The 18,655-nt window shown below is 66.6% G+C and carries 17 protein-coding genes; 12 read left to right on the top strand and 5 right to left on the bottom strand.

All coding sequences use genetic code 11. The features are described from left to right. Window positions 1–17 precede the first annotated feature (17 nt). Both WKI94_RS03395 and WKI94_RS03400 read right to left on the bottom strand, forming a co-directional pair. A complete protein-coding gene (locus tag WKI94_RS03395) occupies window positions 18–545 on the bottom strand; it encodes an adenine phosphoribosyltransferase (protein WP_337844370.1) in 528 nt (175 codons plus the stop codon). A gap of 10 nt (window positions 546–555) precedes the next feature. Next, the gene (locus WKI94_RS03400; protein WP_337844371.1) at window positions 556–1,092 is read right to left on the bottom strand and encodes a phosphoribosyltransferase family protein; all 537 of its coding nucleotides are present in this window, start codon (window positions 1,090–1,092) and stop codon (window positions 556–558) included. A gap of 22 nt (window positions 1,093–1,114) precedes the next feature. Here WKI94_RS03400 and WKI94_RS03405 point away from each other — a divergent pair, with 22 nt between their 5' ends. Further along, window positions 1,115–1,543 (top strand): bifunctional nuclease family protein, encoded by a 429-nt coding sequence (locus WKI94_RS03405; RefSeq protein ID WP_337844372.1) that lies wholly within the window; start codon window positions 1,115–1,117, stop codon window positions 1,541–1,543. Continuing rightward, the gene (locus WKI94_RS03410) at window positions 1,544–2,305 is read left to right on the top strand and encodes a metallophosphoesterase (protein WP_337844373.1); all 762 of its coding nucleotides are present in this window, start codon (window positions 1,544–1,546) and stop codon (window positions 2,303–2,305) included. On the opposite strand, the gene WKI94_RS03415 is transcribed toward WKI94_RS03410, so the two are convergent. Beyond that, window positions 2,286–2,609 carry a histidine triad nucleotide-binding protein gene (locus WKI94_RS03415; RefSeq protein ID WP_337844374.1) on the bottom strand — a complete coding sequence of 108 codons (324 nt, stop codon included), beginning with the start codon at window positions 2,607–2,609 and terminating at the stop codon, window positions 2,286–2,288. The two genes, WKI94_RS03410 and WKI94_RS03415, sit on opposite strands and share 20 nt — an antisense overlap. A 9-nt stretch (window positions 2,610–2,618) precedes the next feature. After that, a complete protein-coding gene (locus tag WKI94_RS03420; RefSeq protein WP_337844375.1) occupies window positions 2,619–3,923 on the bottom strand; it encodes a MiaB/RimO family radical SAM methylthiotransferase in 1,305 nt (434 codons plus the stop codon). A 160-nt stretch (window positions 3,924–4,083) separates the two neighbouring features. On the opposite strand from WKI94_RS03420, the gene WKI94_RS03425 reads away from it, so the two are divergent. From WKI94_RS03425 to WKI94_RS03440, 4 genes are all read left to right on the top strand, one after another. Beyond that, window positions 4,084–8,193 carry an LAGLIDADG family homing endonuclease gene (locus tag WKI94_RS03425; protein ID WP_337844376.1) on the top strand — a complete coding sequence of 1,370 codons (4,110 nt, stop codon included), beginning with the start codon at window positions 4,084–4,086 and terminating at the stop codon, window positions 8,191–8,193. Window positions 8,194–8,285: 92 nt separating this feature from the next. Then, window positions 8,286–9,014 carry a sulfite exporter TauE/SafE family protein gene (locus tag WKI94_RS03430; protein WP_337844377.1) on the top strand — a complete coding sequence of 243 codons (729 nt, stop codon included), beginning with the start codon at window positions 8,286–8,288 and terminating at the stop codon, window positions 9,012–9,014. A 47-nt stretch (window positions 9,015–9,061) separates the two neighbouring features. After that, entirely contained in the window at window positions 9,062–9,664 is a 603-nt protein-coding gene (locus WKI94_RS03435; RefSeq protein ID WP_337844378.1) for a phosphoribosylanthranilate isomerase, read from the top strand. After that, entirely contained in the window at window positions 9,661–10,458 is a 798-nt protein-coding gene (locus WKI94_RS03440) for an inositol monophosphatase family protein (RefSeq protein WP_337844379.1), read from the top strand. The genes WKI94_RS03435 and WKI94_RS03440 overlap by 4 nt, the downstream gene beginning before the upstream one ends. Here WKI94_RS03440 and WKI94_RS03445 read toward each other — a convergent pair. Beyond that, the gene (locus tag WKI94_RS03445; RefSeq protein ID WP_337844380.1) at window positions 10,435–10,827 is read right to left on the bottom strand and encodes a M67 family metallopeptidase; all 393 of its coding nucleotides are present in this window, start codon (window positions 10,825–10,827) and stop codon (window positions 10,435–10,437) included. The two genes, WKI94_RS03440 and WKI94_RS03445, sit on opposite strands and share 24 nt — an antisense overlap. Before the next feature lie 47 nt (window positions 10,828–10,874). On the opposite strand from WKI94_RS03445, the gene WKI94_RS03450 reads away from it, so the two are divergent. The 6 genes from WKI94_RS03450 to WKI94_RS03475 all read left to right on the top strand — a co-directional run. Then, the gene (locus WKI94_RS03450; protein WP_337844381.1) at window positions 10,875–12,848 is read left to right on the top strand and encodes an elongation factor G; all 1,974 of its coding nucleotides are present in this window, start codon (window positions 10,875–10,877) and stop codon (window positions 12,846–12,848) included. After that, window positions 12,849–13,733 (top strand): AAA family ATPase, encoded by an 885-nt coding sequence (locus tag WKI94_RS03455; protein ID WP_337844382.1) that lies wholly within the window; start codon window positions 12,849–12,851, stop codon window positions 13,731–13,733. Next, entirely contained in the window at window positions 13,730–16,123 is a 2,394-nt protein-coding gene (gene ppsA, locus WKI94_RS03460; RefSeq protein ID WP_337844383.1) for a phosphoenolpyruvate synthase, read from the top strand. The genes WKI94_RS03455 and ppsA overlap by 4 nt, the downstream gene beginning before the upstream one ends. A gap of 3 nt (window positions 16,124–16,126) precedes the next feature. Next, window positions 16,127–16,744 (top strand): hemolysin III family protein, encoded by a 618-nt coding sequence (locus WKI94_RS03465; protein ID WP_337844384.1) that lies wholly within the window; start codon window positions 16,127–16,129, stop codon window positions 16,742–16,744. A 43-nt stretch (window positions 16,745–16,787) separates the two neighbouring features. Further along, entirely contained in the window at window positions 16,788–17,462 is a 675-nt protein-coding gene (locus WKI94_RS03470; RefSeq protein ID WP_337844385.1) for a response regulator transcription factor, read from the top strand. 6 nt (window positions 17,463–17,468) lie between these two features. Continuing rightward, window positions 17,469–18,655 (top strand): HAMP domain-containing sensor histidine kinase (locus tag WKI94_RS03475; protein WP_337844387.1); only part of this gene is annotated, 1,187 nt, incomplete at its 3' end.

Below are 18,655 nucleotides of genomic sequence, written 5' to 3' on the forward strand. Positions count from 1 at the left end.
TGCCCGTACCAAAGCCCCTAGAGCACAGGGAGATCGGCCACCGCGGCCACCTCGAGGCCCGGCGTCCCCTGCCGGAAGGCGGCAAGCCGCCCCACCACCTTGCCTCCTGCCCTCAGGACCATCTTCTCCATGGCCCGCATGGTCTCCCCGCTGGCCACCACGTCGGAGACCAGGGTCACCTTCTGGTTGAGGAGCTTCTCCGCAAAGCGGCGGTCCAGCCAGAGCACCTCCCCCACGCCCAGGGTGAGGGTTTCCACTTCCTGGATGATGGGGTCCTCCATGTAGGGTCGCCGCCGCCTCCGGGCCACCACGTAGGGGAGGCCCAGGGTTTCCGCCAGTACGTGGGTAAGGGGGATGGGGCTGGTTTCCGTGGTGAAGAGGACCTCCGTCTCCTGGGGCACCAGGGGCTTCAGGGCCTCCGCGGCCGCCCGCACGAGCTCCGGGTCCCCCAAAAACTCCACCAGGGGGATCCGCCGTCCCGGCAGGGGCTCAATGAGGGGCACGTGCCGGGTCACGCCGCCGATGCTGATGGGGTAGGTTTCCATAAAAGACCTCCTATTCCGGCTTGAATAGGGGCAGGTGGCCTAAGGCGATCACGTCCTGGCGGGGCGTCCCCTCGGTGAACACCGCCAGCACCGCCACCACCTCCCCCCCCACGCTCTCAATCAGTTCCCTTAGGCCTGCCAGGGTGGAACCGGTGGAGACCACATCGTCCACGATGGCCACCTTCTTCCCCCGGATGAGGGGCACGTCGGCCCCGTCCAGGACCAGAAGCTGGGGTTTGCCCGTGGTGATGGAAAGGACCTGGCGGCTTACGGGGTTGATCATGTAGGGCTTTTCCGTCTTCCGGGCCACCACGTAGGGCTTGCCCGTGATGCGGGAAAGGGCATGGGCCAGGGGAACGGCCTTGACCTCAGGGGTGACCAGGACCTCCACTTCCTGGGGTAGGCGCTGGGCCAAGGCCTCGGCCGCGGCTTCGGTGAGCTCGGTGTCGCCGAGGAGGTTAAGGAGGGCCACGGCCACGTCCGGCCCCACCTGGACGATGGGGAGTTCGCGCTTCACCCCAGCGATCTCCACAGGGTAAGTCCTCACGCCGCCAGTCTATACTGAGGGTATGCTGAACGCCAAGATTGAAACCCTGGGCGTGGACCCCCAAAACGGCAGCGTGGTGGTCCTGCTCAGGACGGAGACCGACAAGCTCCTTCCCATCGTGATCGGTCCTTTGGAGGCCCATCACATCGTGGTGGCCCTCCAGGGTGAAAAGCCCCCCCGCCCCCTAACCCCAGACCTCCTCCTCTCGGTGATGGAGATGCTCCAGGCCCGGTTGAAGCGGGTGGAGATCGTGGACCTAAAGGAGGGTACCTTCTACGCCCGGCTTATCTTGGAGCACCGGGGGATTGAGCTGGAGGTGGACGCCCGCCCCTCGGACGCCATGGCCCTGGCCTTGAGGGCCGGCGCCCCCATCCTGGTGGCGGAGGAGGTGGTGGAGAAGGCGGGGGTGGAGGAGGCCAGCCTCAAGCCCCACGGGGCGGCGGAAGCCTAAGTGCGGGTTTTCCTTTTCGTCCTTCTCCTCCTACCCCAGGCCTTGGCCCTGCGCCTGGCCTTCCTGGGGGATTTCGGCGCGCCCACCCCCGGAAGGGGCCAGGTGGCGGCGGCCCTTAGGGCCTACCACGCCGCCCATCCCCTGGATGCTCTCTTCACCCTGGGGGACAACTTTTACCCCCGGGGTGAGGTGGTGGAGGCTTACCTGAAGGACCTTCCCCCGGTGCCCCTTTACCCCGCCTTCGGCAACCACGACGCGCCCCACCTACGGGACCAGCTCCGCCGCTTTCAACGGGAACGGCCCTACTACCGGGTGGGCTTCCCCGGTCTGGCCGTCTACGTCCTCTACACCGAGGGGGACCTGGCGGGGCAGCGGGCTTGGCTCGAGGCCGAGCTTTCCCGGGAGAAGGCCTCCTTGCGCCTCTTCCTCCTCCACCGGCCCCTCTACTCCTCCGGCCTCCACGGGGGAAGCCCCATCCTGCGGGCCCTCTTTGAGCCCCTGATCCTTGCCCACCGGGTGCCCCTGGTTCTGGCCGGCCACGACCACCACTACGAGCGCCTCGAGGCCAAGGGGGTGGTCCACGTGGTCTCGGGCGGGGGCGGGGCCTGGCTTAGGGCGCCCCTGCGCCCTCTGGCTTATAGCCGGGCTCGGGCCGCGGCCCACCACTTCCTCGTCCTGGAGGTGGGGGAGGGGACCTTTCGCCTCGAGGCCTTGGGGATGGACCTAAGGCCCTTGGATGCCTTCAGCGGGGCCAGCCCATGATGTGCACGTGCACGTGGAACACCTCCTGGCCCCCCTCCTCCCCCACGTTGACCGTAAGCCGGTAGCCCCTAAGGCCTAGGGTTCGGGCCACCCGGTTGGCGGTGCGAAAAAGCGCCCCCAACGCCCTTTCCCCCTCCTCCGTGTCCGGGTAGTCCGAGAGCGTTGCCACATGGACCTTGGGCACCACCAGCACGTGGACCGGGGCCTTGGGGCGGATGTCGTGGAAGGCTACAAAGGCCTCGTCCTCGTAGACCATCCGCGCGGGGGCCTCTTTGCTCACGATGCGGCAGAAGACGCAGCCCATGGCCCCATTCTAGAGGACGGGGAGGGCCAGGGGAGCCTCCTCCTTCACCCCCACCACCATCCCCAAAAGGGTGTACCCCTCCACCCCCTCCACCCGGGCCAGGACCGTGGCCCCGGGCCGGGCGGGGCCCCATAAACGGGCCTCGTAGTAGTCCGGGGTGTGGCCCAGGGCCACCCCCCCTTGCACCCGCTCCACCAGGACCTCCACCTCGCGCCCCAGCTTGGGCTGGATCCTTTCCTCCGCCAGGCGCTGGGCCAGGGCGATGAGCTCCTTGGTGCGGCGCTTCCTCACCTCCACGGGCACCTGGGGCATGGAGGCGGCCCGGGTCTTGGGACGGGGGGTGTAGGTGAAGGCGTGGACCCGGCTCGGCCGTAGTTCTTCCAGGAAGGCCAGGGTTTCCCGGTGCTCCTCCTCGGTCTCCGTGGGAAGCCCTGCGATGACGTCCGTGGTGAGGGCGAAGCCCGGGATGAGGGCGTAGGCCCGCTCCACCAGGGCCCGGTAGTAGGCCTTGTCGTAGCGGCGGCCCATGAGCCTAAGGAGCCGGTCCGAGCCCGTCTGCAGGGAGAGGTGGAGGTGGGGGCGGACCTCGGGGGCGTACCGGGCGATGACCTTTAGGAGGTCCTCCCCCGTGTCCTCGGGCTCAATGGAGGAGAGCCGGACCTTGGCCCCCAGGTGGTATAGGTCCTCCACCAGGCCCGCAAGGCCCCTGGGGTGGCCTTGGTAGCTCCCAAGCCGCACCCCCGTGAGGACGATCTCCCGGATGCCCATCCGGAGGAGGGCTTCCGCCTCGGCCAGGGCCTCCTTGTGGTTCCGGTGGCGCTCCTTGCCCCTTAGCCTTGGGATGATGCAGTAGGCGCAGCCCGCCTGGCAGCCGTCTTGCACCTTCAAGAAGGCCCGGACTCGGCTATTCAAAAGCCCCCTTTCCCCCGCGCCCCAGAACTCGTTGGGGGGGGTGGTGATGGGGTCCGAGGGGAGGCCGAAGTGCTCCAGGATCACCTTGGCAAGCTCGCCCTTGCGGGCGTTGGGCACCACCGCGTCCGCCCCGAGTTCCTTTAGGGCCTCCCCGGAAAGCTCCGCGTAGCAGCCCGTGACCACGATGAAGGCCCCTGGGTTCAGGCGCCGGGCCCTGCGGATCTCCTTGCGGGCGTCGGCCTCCGCGGTGGTGGTCACCGCGCAGGTGTTGATCACCACAAGCTCGGCCCCGCCGGCCTCGAGGGGCACCACCTCGGGCTCTAGGGCCTTTAGGAACCCCAGGAGGGCCTCCGTCTCCACCTGGTTGACCTTGCACCCTAGGGTGCGGAAGGCGGCGCGCATCCTTCCCATTCTTGGGGGAAAAGAGGGCTTCGTCAACGGCAGGGGGCGTATTGTAAACCCGCCTCCTTGCCAACCCCCACCAAGAAGTTGTAGTATCCACTGCGTCAGCCCCAAGATGTGGGGTGAAGCCCCGAGGGGCAGGGTGCCTTCTGGAGGATTTATGGAAAGGTATTTCTTTGACGAGCACGCCCAGGCTATCGCCAAGCGCCAGTACCTGCAAGAGGGGGACGGGGACATCCTCGGCATGTTCCGCCGGGTGGCCCGGGAGATCGCCCAGGTGGAAGCCCCTGAGGCTAGGGCCCACTGGGAGGAGAAGTTCTATCAGCTCATGGCCTCTAAGCGCTTCTCCCCTGGGGGGAGGATCCTGGCGGGAGCGGGCACGGCCCACGGGAATCTCTTGAACTGCTTCGTCCAAGGGGCCACGGACCACCTCCCCGAGAGCTTCGAGGGGGTTATGGAGGTGGCGAGGAAGCTCGCCCTGGTCACCAAGGTGGGCGGGGGGAACGGGGTCAACCTGGACCCCTACCCCCCCAGGGAGAGAGAGGGGCGCCGGTTTGTCCAGGGGGTGGCCTACCTCCGGGCGGACCACAAGGATGCCCGGGACTTCGTCTTAGGCCTCATGCGCCCCCCCACCAACCCCGAGGGGGAGAAGGAGAAGGTGGCCCTAAAGAACTTCCTGCGCGTCCTCTACGGCAAGCCGGACCCCGAGCTTATGGCCCTTGCCCGGGAGAACGGGGTGAAGGTGGTGGACGCACCCCCTGAAGGGGCCATCCTCGTCCCCGACGATATGGGGGGCATCGTGGACGCCGCGGCTGAGGCGGCCTGCCAGGCCCGTTCGGGAAGGGTCCCCCACGTGGACTTCTCCCTCCTCCGCCCTGAGGGCTCGCCTATCCGGGGCTCTGGGGGCACGAGCTCTGGTCCCGTAAGCTTCCTCGTCGAGCTTTTCGACAACTTCCTGGAGTGGGCCTCCTTGGGTGCCGAGCATGCAGGTCCTGTAGCCACCCTGCGCTACGTCTACGCGCCCGTGCTCCGGGTGGTGAGGCAGGGGGGCACCCGCAGGGGCGCGGGCATGGCCACCCTCTCCGTGGACCACGGAGATGTCCTGGACTTCCTCACCGCCAAGGACCTGGACCGGGAAAGGGCGGAAGGGGACATCTCCACCTTCAACATCTCCATCCTGGCCACGGAGGACTTCATGGAGGCCGTGGAGCGGGACGGGCTTTGGCCCGTTCACCCCAAGGAGATCCCCGGGAAGTACTACCCCTATCCCCTGGAAGGCGAGTACAAGGGGATGCTTCCCCCTCTCCCCGAAAGGGAGGACGGGGCCAAGGCGGTGCCCATTTACGAGGGCGGGGTTCCTGCGCGTTGGCTTTTCCGGGAGATCGCCTGGCACGCCTGGGCTACGGGGGAGCCGGGGCTCATCTTCATTGACCGGGTGAACGCCTTTTCCGCCGTCAATGGACTTGATCCTGAGTTCGTAATCCGTTCAACTAACCCGTGTTTCGCAGGTTCCGTGCGGATTTCCACCGAGTACGGTCTCGTTCCTATTGCCGAGCTACAGGGCAAGGGGAACTTCTATGTGGTCACAGATAACCGCGCGCCCCTTGGAGGGGTGGGTCTGCCCCTTCGCCGTGAAGGTACCACGGCTCGTAAGGCGGCCATGGCTTTCTTCACTGGGGTCAAGACCGTGGTTCGCCTGGCCACACGGGAGGGGTTGGAACTTGTGCTGACGCCGGATCACCTCCTTATTACCCCTAAGGGGTATAAGGAGGCGGGGAGTCTTCGCCCAGGGGATCGCCTTCTTGTTCAAAGTGGTGAAGGGCTCTTCTCTAAGGAAGATGCGCTTCCTCAAGCCGCCGTCCTTCGGCTCCAAGAGCGTGTGGCCACTGCGGGAGGTCGGGGTGGGCGAGGCCGGGTCGATGTGAAGGCTAAGTACGCCAACTTGCCTACCCGCTGGAGCCGGGAGTTGGGCGTGGCCCTGGGTTGGCTTTTGGGAGATGGGTACCTGCGGGAGGATGGGGTCGGCTTCTATTTCTCCAAGGAGGATTTCCGGGCTATCTCTTGGCTCCCTGATCTTTTGCAGGATTGGTTCGGTGGAGGCTCGCTTCAAGAGACCCCTTCCAACACCTACCATCTTCACTTCAGGCGGATACCGGCGGAGTTCTTCCAGGCCCTTGGGTTCAAGGTGGCCAAGGCCACGGAAAAACGCGTTCCGGAAAGCATTTTCCGGGCGCCACGGGAAGCGGTGGTGGGATTCCTCCAAGGCCTTTTCAGTGCGGACGGCTCGGTCCAAATCAATGAGAAAAAGCAGGATGCCACGGTGCGCCTCGCTTCCTCTAGCCTGGGCCTCCTTCAAGACGTTCAACTCCTCCTCCTGAACCTTGGCATTTGGGGGAAGATCCATAAGCGCCGCACCTCCGGGGTTAAGGCGCTTCCCGATGGGCGGGGCGGGTTAAAGACCTATCCAGTGGCCGAGCACTACGAGTTGATCTTAGGAGCCCAGAACAGAGACCTTTTTGCTGAGGTGGTGGGTTTTCTGCAGCCTGAGAAACAGGCCCGGCTTCTGGCTTACTTGGATAAGCGCCGGAAGGGAACCTATCAAAAGCCCTTTTGGGCTACGGTGGCGAGGGTAGAGCCTGCGGGCGAGGTGCCGGTTTATGACTTGACCGAGCCAGTAACCCACAGCTTGGTAGCCAATGGTATCGTTGCCCACAACTGCGGGGAGATCCCCCTCACCGTGGGCGAACCTTGCGATCTTGGGGCCTTGAACCTTGCGGCCTACGTGGAGGGAGGGGCCTTCAACCTCGAGGCCTTCCGGGAGGATGTCCACACCGCCATCCGCTTCCTGGATAACGTCCTGGACGTGAACCGCTTTGCCCTGCCCGACAACGAGGCCAAGGCCAAGGCCTTAAGGCGCTTGGGCCTTGGGGTGATGGGCCTGGCGGATGCTCTCATCAAGATGGGCCTGCCCTACGACTCCGAGGAGGCTCGGGCCAAGGTCTACGAGATCATCTCCGCCATGCGGGAGGAGGCCCTTAGGGCTTCCGAGGAGCTCGCCAAGGAGCGGGGTCCCTTCCCCGCTTACCTCGAGCACGAGGCCTTCTTCCGGGAAAAGGGGATCCCGCCGAGGCGCAACGTGGCCCTCCTCACCGTGGCCCCCACCGGCACCACCAGCATGATCATGGGGGTGTCCTCCGGGGTGGAGCCCGTGTTCAGCCCCTTCATCTGGCGCAGGATCGGGGCGGAGTACAAGCCCCTCCTCCACCCCCTCTTCAAAGAGCTCATGGAGGCCTACCCTCCTGCCCCCGGCTTCGAGAAGGACGGAGGCTGGGACTGGGCGAAGGTGGTGGAGGAGATCCAGAAGGATGGGCACGGCTCCGTGCAGAACCTCCCCTTCATCCCCGAGCCCATCCGGGGGGTCTTCCGCTCCGCCCACGACATCTCTCCCCTGGACCACGTAAGGATGCAGGCCACCGTGCAACGGGCCTTTGACGGGCGGGGCTTTGCTGGGAACTCCATCTCCAAGACCATCAACCTCCCCAACGAGGCGAGCGTGGACGACGTCCTCCAGGCCTACCTCGAGGCCCACCGCACGGGGTGCAAGGGCATCACCGTCTACCGGGATGGAAGCCGGGAGTTCCAGGTGCTTGCGGTGAAGAAGGAGGATAAGGCGGCCAAAAAGGAGGCGAAGGAAACCCCTGAGCCCACCGACACCGAGGCCCCTCCCAAGCTCCCCGAGCCCACCGGTCTCCTCTACGAGCGTCCTGGGCGGCTTATGGGCTTCACGGATATGGTCAAGCTCCTCACCCCCGAGGGGACCAAGCGGAGCTTCCTCATCACGGTGAACGTCCTGGAGGGGAAGCCCATTGAGGTCATCCTCACCTCGGGCAAGGCGGGGGACGAGGCCAACGCCGACTCTGAAGCCCTAGGCCGGGTGGTCTCCATCGCCCTCCAGTACGGGGTGCCCCCGGAGGCCTTGGTGCGCACCCTGAGGGGCATCAGCGGAGGGCTTTACGGTACCTATCAGGGGCGGCTGGTGTCCAGCAAGGCGGACCTCATTGCCGTGGCCCTGGAGACCTTGCCTAAGGACCTGAAGGGTGCCTTCCTCGAGGGCCTTTGGGAAAGGCCAGCCCTCTCAGGGGGGGGCCTGATGGCGGGCGAAACCCTTTTGGAGGGGGCTTCTTCCTGCCCCTCCTGTGGGGAAAAGGCCTTGGTGCGGGAGGAGGGGTGCTGGTCTTGTAAGGCCTGTGGGTATTCCAAGTGCGGGTAAAGGCCATCCGGGGCTGAGATCCGGGCATAGGCCAGGAAGGCCTAACCCCCGGTCGGGGCCGTTCCCATGACCGTGGAGCTAGAGGAGGTTTTATGCTAGGGATGGCCCTTGGTCTTTTCGTCCTTTCCCTGGTTTCCGGAATGCTGGGCCTGGGGGTGGCCTTTGCCGCCGTGCCCTTTCTCTCCTTCTTTCTGGAAGACCTGGTCCACCAGGTCCAGCCCCTGGCCCTTCTCCTCAACGGGGTGACCGCGGCCTTTGCGGTGGTGGGGTTTGCCCAAAGCCGCCTTTTGGACTGGAGAAAGGGCCTGGTTCTGGCCTTGGTCACCACCCTTTTCGCACCCCTAGGGGCCTGGTGGGTCCAGGCGGTGCCTGTGCGCTGGGTGTGGTTCCTTTACCTGGGGGCGGTGGTTTACTTGGCCTTCAACCTTTTCCGCCCTTCCCAACGGACCCTACCCCGGGAGAACTTTCCCTTAGCCCTCCTTTTGGCGGTTCCCATCGCGGTGGTGGCGGGCTTTTTGGGGGTGGGCTCCGGGTTCTTGCTCTTTCCCGCCCTTGTCCTCACCGGGCACGAGCCCAAGCGGGCCGCGGCCATCAACGCCTTGGCCGTAACCCCCTCTTCCTTTTCTAGCCTTATTCCCCACTTGGCCACCGCCCGCTTGGACCCCGCCCTTACCCTAGCCTTGGTTCTGGCGGGGGCTGTGGGGAGCTACCTGGGCTCGAGGTTCACCGGCCTTTATCTTCCACCCCATAGGATGAGGCAGCTTTTCGGCCTCCTCATCGTGGCGGCCACCTTTTACCGGGTATACACCTTCCTCTCTTGACGGTTCCTCTCTTGACGGCCAAGGGAGGCATCCTCCAGGCTGGGCCTATGCGGGTCAAGATCTGCGGTCTCACCCGCCTGGAGGATGCCCTTTTGGCGGAGGAGCTAGGGGCCTGGGCCTTGGGCTTCGTCTTCGCCCCCCGGTCCAAAAGGCGGGTGGAACCGGAGGCCGCCTGGGCCATGGGGCGCGCTCTAGGGCCTTTCGTGGTGCGGGTGGGGGTCTTCCAGGACCAGCCTCCGGAGGAGGTCCTAAGGCTCATGGACCGGGCCCGGCTCCAGGTGGCCCAGCTCCACGGGGACGAGCCCCCGGAGTGGGCGGAGGCCGTGGGGCGGTTTTACCCGGTGATCAAGGCCTTCCGCTTGGAGGGGCCGGCGCGGCCCGACTGGGCCCACTACCCCGCCCAGGCCCTCCTCTTGGACGGCCGCGCCCCGGGGAGCGGGGAGGCCTACCCCCGGGACTGGGCCCGGCCCCTTTTGGGGCGTGGGCTGCGCATCATCCTGGCGGGGGGGATCACCCCGGAAAACCTGGAGGAGGTCCTGGCCCTTGGGCCCTACGCTTTGGACCTCTCCAGCGGGGTGGAGGAGAGCCCTGGAGTAAAGAGCCCGAAGAAGCTAAGGGCCCTCTTCGCCCAGCTTAAGATAAGGGGATGAACCGGCGCCACCCCTACTACCCCCACCTGGAAGCGGCCCTAGAGGCCGCCCACCTAGCCATGGGGATCCACCGCTACTACCTGGAGAAGGGCTTCACCCAGGGCACCAAGTCCGGCCCCACCGATCTCGTCACCCAGGCGGACCGGGAGGCGGAGGAGGCCATAAAGGCCCTCCTCCTAGCCCGCTTCCCCCAGGCGGGCTTTTTCGGGGAGGAGGGGGGGAGCGAGGGGAGCGGCACCTTCCGCTTCATCGTGGACCCCTTGGACGGCACGGTGAACTACGCCCACGGCTTCCCCTTCTACGGGGTTTCCATCGCCCTCGAGGCCGAAGGGGCCATCCAGATGGGCCTGGTCATGGACACCGCCCGGGAGGAGGTCTTCTTCGCCCTAAGGGGGGAAGGGGCCTACCTCAACGGCCGCCCCATCCGGGTTACGGGGCGGGCGGAGCTTTTGGGAAGCCTCCTGGCCACGGGCTTTCCCTACGATGTGGCCAAGGACCCGGAGAACCTCACCTATTTTGAAAGGGCTTTGAGAAAAGGGCTTCTCGTGCGCCGGCCTGGGGCGGCAGCCCTGGACCTGGCCTACGTGGCCGCGGGCCGGCTAGAAGGCTTCTGGGAGGTGAAGCTGAACCCCTGGGATGTGGCCGCGGGCTGGCTTTTGGTGGAGGAGGCGGGGGGGCGGGTGACCGACCTGGAGGGCAAGCCCTACCGCCTGGGCCACCGCTACATCGTGGCCACCAACGGCCGCATTCACGAGGCCTTGCTCTCCACCCTAAGGGGCCTCGAGGAGGTATAGGGGCACCTCCCGTCCTTCGGGGAGGAGGAAGGCCCTTACCCCGTCGGTGCCAAAGATCACGTAGGGCACCCGCCAGCGGGCCTCCCGGAGGTCGGTGGGGCTTGGGAGGGCGGGGCCCTTGGGGTGGGAGTGGTAGATGGCCAAAAGCTCCATCCCTTCCGCCTCCAGGGCCTTGAGGGCCCTGAGAAGGGCCCTGGGCTCGGCCAGGTAGCCCGTGAGGGGACTGAGGTGGACGTTGGGAAGGGGCAGAACCCGCTCCACCACCCGCCTGCCCCCCCAAAGCCCCACCCCTTCCCGGGGGGCTTCTTTGAGGAGATGGGCCCGGGTTTCCTCCAGAAGGGGTCTCGGGATGTAGATGGCCTGGGACAAAACGCCCTCCTTCCGTCCTATACTATGGGCACCAAGAAGGAGGGACCATGATCCGAACCGTCGCCCTGGTGGGCCATGCGGGAAGCGGCAAAACCACCCTCACGGAAGCCCTGCTCGTTGCAACCGGGGCCAAGGATAAGATGGGCCGGGTGGAGGAGGGCACCACCACCACGGACTACACCCCCGAGGCCAAGCTCCACCGCACCACGGTGCGCACGGGGGTGGTTCCCTTGCAGCATCGGGGGCACCGGGTCTTCCTTCTGGATGCCCCCGGCTACGGGGACTTCGTGGGGGAGATCCGGGGGGCGTTGGAGGCAGCGGACGCCGCTTTGGTAGCGGTCTCGGCGGAAAGCGGGGTCCAGGTGGGCACGGAAAGGGCCTGGACCGTGGCGGAAAGGCTCGGCCTTCCCCGCATGGTGGTGGTGACCAAGCTGGACAAGGGGGGGGACTACTACGCCCTCCTGGAGGACCTAAGGGCCACCTTAGGCTCCATCCTTCCCATAGACCTGCCCATGTATGAGGGAGGGCAATGGGTGGGCCTGATAGACGTTTTCCACGGCAAGGCCTACCGCTACCAGGGGGGCAAGGAGGTGGAGGCGGAGATCCCCGAGGCGGAAAGGGCGCGGGCGGAGCGCTACCGGCAGGAGGTCCTCGAGGCCATTGTGGAGACGGACGAGGGCCTTCTGGAAAAGTACCTGGAAGGGGAGGAGGTCACGGGGGAGGCCCTGGAAAAGGCCTTCCACGAGGCGGTGCGCCGGGGCCTCCTTTACCCTATGGCCATTGCCGGGGCCCTTACGGGCATCGGCGTCCTGCCCCTTTTGGACCTCATCCTGGAGGCCCTCCCCTCCCCGGAGGAGCGCTTCAGGGAAGGCCCCCCCTTGGCCAAGGTCTTCAAGGTCCAGGTGGACCCCTTCATGGGCCAGGTGGCCTACGCTCGCCTGTATCGGGGCCAGCTCCTGCCTGGCGACACCCTCCAAAGCGGGGCGGGGCCGGTGCGCCTGCCCCACCTCTACGTGCCCATGGGCAAGGATCTCCTGGAGGTGGAGCGGGCGGAGGCGGGCTACATTCTGGCTCTCCCCAAGGCGGAAAGCCTCCACCGGGGGATGGTTCTTTGGCAGGGGGAAAGGCCGGAGAGCGAGGCCGTGCCCTTTGCCCGCTTGCCCGAGCCCAACGTGCCTGTGGCCCTCAGGCCCAAGGGGCGCACGGACGAGGCCAAGCTGGGGGAGGCCTTAAGGAAGCTCTTGGAGGAGGATCCCAGCCTCAAGCTGGAGCGCCAGGAGGAGACCGGGGAGTTCCTCCTTTGGGGCCACGGGGAGCTCCACCTCACCACCGCCCGGGAGCGCCTTTTGGACTACGGGGTGGAGGTGGAGTTTTCCGTGCCCAAGGTGCCCTACCGGGAGACCATCAAGAAGGTGGCCGAGGGCCAGGGCAAGTACAAGAAGCAGACCGGAGGGCACGGCCAGTACGGGGACGTGTGGCTCCGCCTGGAGCCTGCCCCCGAGTACAGCTTTGAGTGGCGCATCACCGGCGGGGTTATCCCCAGCAAGTACCAGGAGGCCATAGAGCAGGGCATCCTGGAGGCGGCGAAGAAGGGGGTGCTAGCGGGCTACCCGGTGATGGGCTTCAAGGCCATCGTCTATAACGGCTCCTACCACGAGGTGGACTCCTCCGACCTGGCCTTCCAGATCGCCGCCAGCATGGCCTTCAAGAAGGTAATGGAGATGGCAAGCCCCACCCTCTTGGAGCCCATCTACCGCCTTAAGGTGGTGGCCCCCCAGGAGCGGGTGGGGGACATCCTCTCCGACCTCCAGGCCAGGAGGGGGCGGATCCTGGGCATGGAGCAGGACGGCGCCCTAAGCGTGGTCCAGGCGGAGGTGCCTTTGGCGGAGGTCCTGGAGTACTACAAGGCTCTTCCCGGCCTCACTGGAGGGGCTGGGGCCTACACCCTGGAGTTCAGCCACTACCAGGAGGTGCCCCCCCACCTGGCCCAGAAGATCGTGCAGGAAAGGCGGGAGGCCTAAGTGGAGGCCCTAAGGGCGGCCCTTTCCCGGGTGCTTTTCGGCCAGGAGGAGGTCATAGAGGCCCTTCTCGCCACCTTCCTCGCCGGGGGGCACGCCCTTTTGGAGGGCATGCCGGGCCTGGGGAAGACCCTCCTTGCGGAGGGCTTCGCCCGGGCAAGCGGCCTTACCCATAAGCGCATCCAGTTCACCCCCGACCTCCTCCCCCAGGATCTCACGGGGAGCGAGGTCTTCCGAGAGGGGCACTTTGTGTTCGTAAAGGGGCCTCTCTTCGCCCAGGTGGTCCTGGCGGACGAGGTGAACCGGGCCCCTCCTAAGGTCCAGTCCGCCCTCCTCGAGGCCATGCAGGAAGGGGCGGTCACCGTGGGGGGGGTGCGCCACCCCCTGCCCGAGCCCTTCTTCGTCCTGGCCACGCAAAACCCCCTGGAGCTGGAGGGCACCTACCCCTTACCTGAGGCCCAGCTGGACCGCTTCATGGCCAAGATCCCCTTCCGCCCCCCCAGGCGCGAGGTCTGGTTCCGCATCCTTACCGAGGCCCCGGCCCTTCCGGAGCCCCAGGGGGTGGACCTCCTCCAGGCCCGGAGGGAGGCCCAAGGGGTGCGGGTGGCCAAGGAGGCCCTAGAGGCCATCGTGAACGTGGCCTTCCTCCTCTCCGAAGACCGGAGGCTCCGCATGGGCCTCTCCCCCCGGGGGGCCAAGGCCTGGCTGGCCCTGGCCCAGGCCCTGGCCTATCTGCGGAACAAGCCCCTGGTGGACTGGAAGGAGCTTAGGGACGCGGCCCTCCTGGCCCTGCCCCACCGGCTTTTCCTCACAGAGGAGGCCATGTACGAGGGGGAGAAGGAGGAGGCCATCCTTAAGGAGGCCTTAAAGAAAGGAGGCGTGCCGTGAGGTGGGTCCGGTTTTTTGAGGAGGTGGGCCTCGAGGACGTGCCCCTGGTGGGGGGGAAGAACGCTTCCCTGGGGGAGATGATCCGCGCCCTCACCCCCCTAGGGGTGAGGGTGCCCGAGGGCTTCGCCACCACCAGCGAGGCCTACCGCTACTTCCTGGAGGCCAATGGCCTGGAAGAGGCCTTGGCCCGGGAGCTTTCCGCCCTGGACCTCCTGGACCCCAAGGCCCTCCAAAGCGCAAGCCGCCGCCTTAGGAACCTCATCCTCCGGGGGGCCTACCCCGAGGACCTTAAGGCGGAAATCCTCGCCGCTTACCGGGCCTTAAGCGAGCGGGCAGGGGAGGAGGCCCTCCCCGTGGCGGTGCGCTCCAGCGCCACCCTGGAGGACCTCCCCACCGCCAGCTTCGCTGGCCAGCAGGAGAGCTACCTCTACGTCCAAGGGGAGGAGGACCTCCTCCTCCACGTGAAGCGGGCCATGGCCAGCCTCTTCACCGCCCGGGCCATCAGCTACCGGGCCCACATGGGCTTTGACCAACTGAAGGTGGCCCTCTCCGTGGGGGTCCAGCGCATGGTGCGGGCAGACCGGGGGGCCAGCGGGGTCATCTTCACCCTGGACCCGGACACCGGCCACCGGGGCTTCGTCTACCTCACCGCCATCTTCGGCCTGGGGGAGAACATCGTCCAGGGGCGGGTGGGGCCCGACCAGTACTACGTGCACAAAGACACCCTACGCCAGGGCTACAAGGCCCTGGTGGCCAAGCGCCTGGGGGCCAAGGAGCTCACCCTGGCCTACGATCCGGAGGAAGGCCGCCTGAAAAACCGCCCCACCCCCGCCTACCTGCGGAACACCTTTGCCCTCAAGGACGAGGAAGCCCTTCTCCTTTCGGACTGGGCTTTGCGCATAGAGGACCACTACTCCGGGAAGCGGGGGGCCCCCACCCCCATGGACATTGAATGGGCCAAGGACGGGATTACAGGGGAGCTCTTCGTGGTCCAGGCCCGACCCGAGACCGTCCACGCCCAGAAGGCCCCGGTCCTCCGGGTCTTCCGCCTCCTTGCCCGGGGGGAGGCGTTGGCGGAGGGGCTTGCCGTGGGCGAGGCCATCGCCTCGAGCCGGGCCCGGGTTCTCAAAGACCCCAAAGAGATGGACCGCTTCCAGGAGGGGGAGGTTCTGGTCACGGAAACCACCAACCCCGACTGGGAGCCCATCATGAAGAAGGCGGCGGCCATCGTCACCGAGCGGGGTGGGCGCACCTCCCACGCGGCCATCGTGGCCCGGGAGCTGGGGGTGCCCGCGGTGGTGGGGGCGGTGGGGGCCATACGGGCGGTCCCTGAGGGGGAGGAGGTCACGGTTTCCTGCGCCGAAGGGGAGGTGGGCCGGGTTTACCGGGGCCGGCTTCCCTTTGAGGTGGAGGAGGTGCGCCCCGAGGCCCTGCCCAAGACCCGCACCCAGATCCTGGTGAACGTGGGCACACCGGAGGAGGCCCTAAAGGCGAGCCTCCTCCCCACGGATGGGGTGGGTCTGGCCCGCATGGAGTTCATCTTCGCCAGCCACGTGCGCGTCCACCCCCTGGCCCTCACCCGCTACGAGACCCTGCCCAAGGAGGTGCGCCGCCAGGTGGACGAGCTCACCGAGGCCTATCCCGACAAGCGGGCCTACTTCGTGGACACCCTAAGCCAGGGCATCGCCCTCATCGCCGCGGCCTTTTACCCCCGGCCCGTCCTCCTCCGCTTTTCCGACTTTAAGACCAACGAGTACGCCCGGCTCATTGGGGGGCGTCTCTTTGAGCCCAAGGAGGAGAACCCCATGCTGGGCTGGCGGGGGGCGAGCCGCTACTACCACCCGGACTACAAGGAGGGCTTTCTCCTGGAGGCGGCGGCGGTGCGGCGGGTGCGGGAGGCGATGGGGCTTAAGAACCTCATGGTTATGGTGCCCTTCTGCCGCACCCCGGAGGAGGGGGCCAAGGTGCTGGAGGCCATGGCCGAGGGGGGGCTTAGGCGGGGGGAGGACGGTTTACAGGTCTACGTCATGGCGGAGATCCCCTCCAACGTCCTCGAGGCCGAGGCCTTCGCCGAGCTCTTTGACGGCTTCTCCATCGGCTCCAACGACCTCACCCAGCTCGCCCTAGGCCTGGACCGGGACTCGGAGCGGGTGGCCCCCCTTTTTGACGAGCGCCGGGAGACGGTGAAAAGGCTCTGCGCCCTCCTCATAGAGAAGGCCCACGCCCAGGGGAGGAGGGTGGGCATCTGCGGCCAGGCCCCCTCGGACTACCCGGAGTTTGCGGCCTTCCTGGTGGAAAAGGGGATAGACTCCCTAAGCCTCAACCCCGATGCCCTTCTCCGCACGGTGCGGACGGTGGCGGAGCTGGAGGCCCGCCTTGGGGTAAGCTAGGGTGTGCTGCGCGAGCCCTTTAACGCCCTAAGCCACGCTTTGGGTGTGCCCCTGGCCCTGGTGGGGGGCCTTTTGCTCCTCTTCCTGGCCCCCAGGGAAGCCTGGCCCGCCCTCTTCGTCTTCGGCCTTTCCATGGCCCTGATGTTCGCGGCCAGCGCCCTTTACCACGCCCTTAGGGTGGGGGAGCGGGCCCTCCTTTGGCTCCGCCGGCTGGACCACGCGGCCATCTTTCTCTTCATCGCCGGGAGCTACACCCCCTTTCTGGTGGAGGGGCTGGAGGAGGGGTCTAGGGCCTGGGCCCTGGGCCTCGTCTGGGGCCTCGCCCTGCTCGGGGTCCTCTTCCGCCTCTTCTTCCTAAAAGCCCCCCGCTTCCTCTACACCCTGGCCTATTTGGGCCTGGGGTGGCTTTCCGTTTTCTTCCTACCCCGGCTGGACCTGGCCCTTCCCACCTTTGGCCTTATGGCCCTGGGCGGGGTTTTCTACACCCTGGGGGCGGTGGTCTACGGCAGGAAGCGCCCCAACCCCTGGCCGGGGTGGGTGGGCTTCCATGGGCTTTGGCACCTCTTTGTCCTCCTGGGAAGCCTGTTCATGTACCTCGCGGTCCTCAGCCTCTACCTTTAAGCCCGCCTTTACTTTCTCATGAGAAAGCGAGTACCCTGGAGGCATGGAACCCCCTCTGATCCTGATCGTTGAGGACGAGAAGGACATCGCCCGCTTCATAGAGCTGGAGCTCCAGGCGGAGGGCTACCGCACGGAGGTGGCCCACGACGGCATCACCGGCCTCTCCAAGTTCCGCGAGGTGAGCCCCAACCTGGTCATCCTGGACCTCATGCTTCCGGTGATGGACGGGATTGAGGTGGCCAAGCGCATCCGCAAGACCTCCAACGTGCCCATCCTCATCCTCACCGCCAAGGACCGGGTGGAGGACAAGGTGGAGGGCCTGGACGCGGGGGCGGACGACTACCTGGTGAAGCCCTTTTCCATTGAGGAGCTTTTGGCCCGGGTGCGGGCCCACCTGCGCCGGGTGACCCCGGCCATCAGCGGCGAGATCCGGGTGGCGGACCTCATCCTGAACCTCGAGGGCCGGGAGGTCTTCCGCCAAGGCCGCCGGATAGAGCTCACCAACAAGGAGTTTGAGCTCCTGGAGCTCCTGGCGAGAAATCCGGGCAAGGTCTTCAGCCGCTACGAGATAGAGGAGAAGGTCTGGCCCGGTTACCAGGGGGGAAGCAACGTGGTGGACGTGTACATCGGCTACCTGCGCAAGAAGCTGGAGGCGGGAGGGGAAAGGAGGCTCATCCACACCATCCGGGGGGTGGGTTACGTGCTCCGGGAGGACTAAGGCCCCTTGACCCTCCGCGCCCGCATCACCCTGCTCACCACGGGCCTCCTCCTGGTGGCCCTTCTTCTCCTGGGGGTAGCCCTCCACGGCCTTCTCGGGAACTTCCTTCTGGGGAGCCTGAAGCGGGACCTGGTGGAGGCCAGCGCCCAGGTGGTCCGCCTCCTCAACCTGGGGGGGCAGGCCCTTTTGGAGGCGGGGCTCCCAGCGGACCTCTACGCGGAGATCCAGCTCATTGTGGAGGAGGACCCCGCCCTTCTGGCGCGGGAGGGGGGGATCAGCCTGCAGAAAAGCCCTGCCCTGGGCGTTCATCGCCTCCTCTTTGAGGAGGAGGCCTACAGAACTCTTCTGGAGACGGGGGAGGTCTGGACGGAGGTGGCCCTGCCGCGGGAAGGGGCCCCCTTGCGCCTTCTGGTCTATGGCCGGAAGGTGGAGGTGCGGGTGGGGGATACCCCCTGGAAGGGCCTCCTCCTGGTGGCCCGTCCCGTGGAGGGGGTGCGGGCCACCTTGGCCCAGTTCGCCCGCCTCTACGCGGCCACGGCCCTTCTGGTCCTCCTTTTGACCTTCCTCCTCCTCCGCCCCCTTTTGGCCCGGGCCCTGGAGCCCTTGGAATGGGTGGCGGTCAAGGCCCGCACCCTGGTGGGTCCCGAGGGCGCCCTTCCCCGACGGATAGAGCCCCTGCCCGAGCCTTTGGTCCAGGACGAGGTGGGGAGCCTGGTGCGGGCCCTGAACGGGATGCTGGCCCGCCTGCAGAAGGCCCTCGAGGCCCAGGTGCGCTTCCTCCAGGACGCCTCCCACGAGCTCCGCACCCCCCTCACGGCCATCCTGGGCCATGTGGGCTACCTCCTCCGCCGCACCCCCCTCACGGAGGCCCAGCGGGAGAGCCTGGAGGTGGTGAAGCGGGAGGCGGAGCGCATGGGGAAGCTGGTTTCGGACCTCCTGGAGCTTTCCCAGACGGGAAGCTGGCGCCTGGAGCCTGCCCCCTTGCGCCTCCTGGACCTTTTGGAAGAGGTGAAGGAGGAGTTTGCCAGGAGCTTTGAAGGGCAGATCCTGGTGGAGGCTTCCCCGGACCTTTGGGTCTTGGGGGATAGGGACCGGCTCCACCAGGTCTTCGCCAACCTCCTCACCAACGCCATCAAGGCGGGGGCCAAGACGGTGTGGCTCAGGGGCTTTGGGGTGGAGGGGCGGGTGGTGGT

Source organism: Thermus sp., assembly GCF_037444525.1.
Taxonomy (GTDB): domain Bacteria; phylum Deinococcota; class Deinococci; order Deinococcales; family Thermaceae; genus Thermus.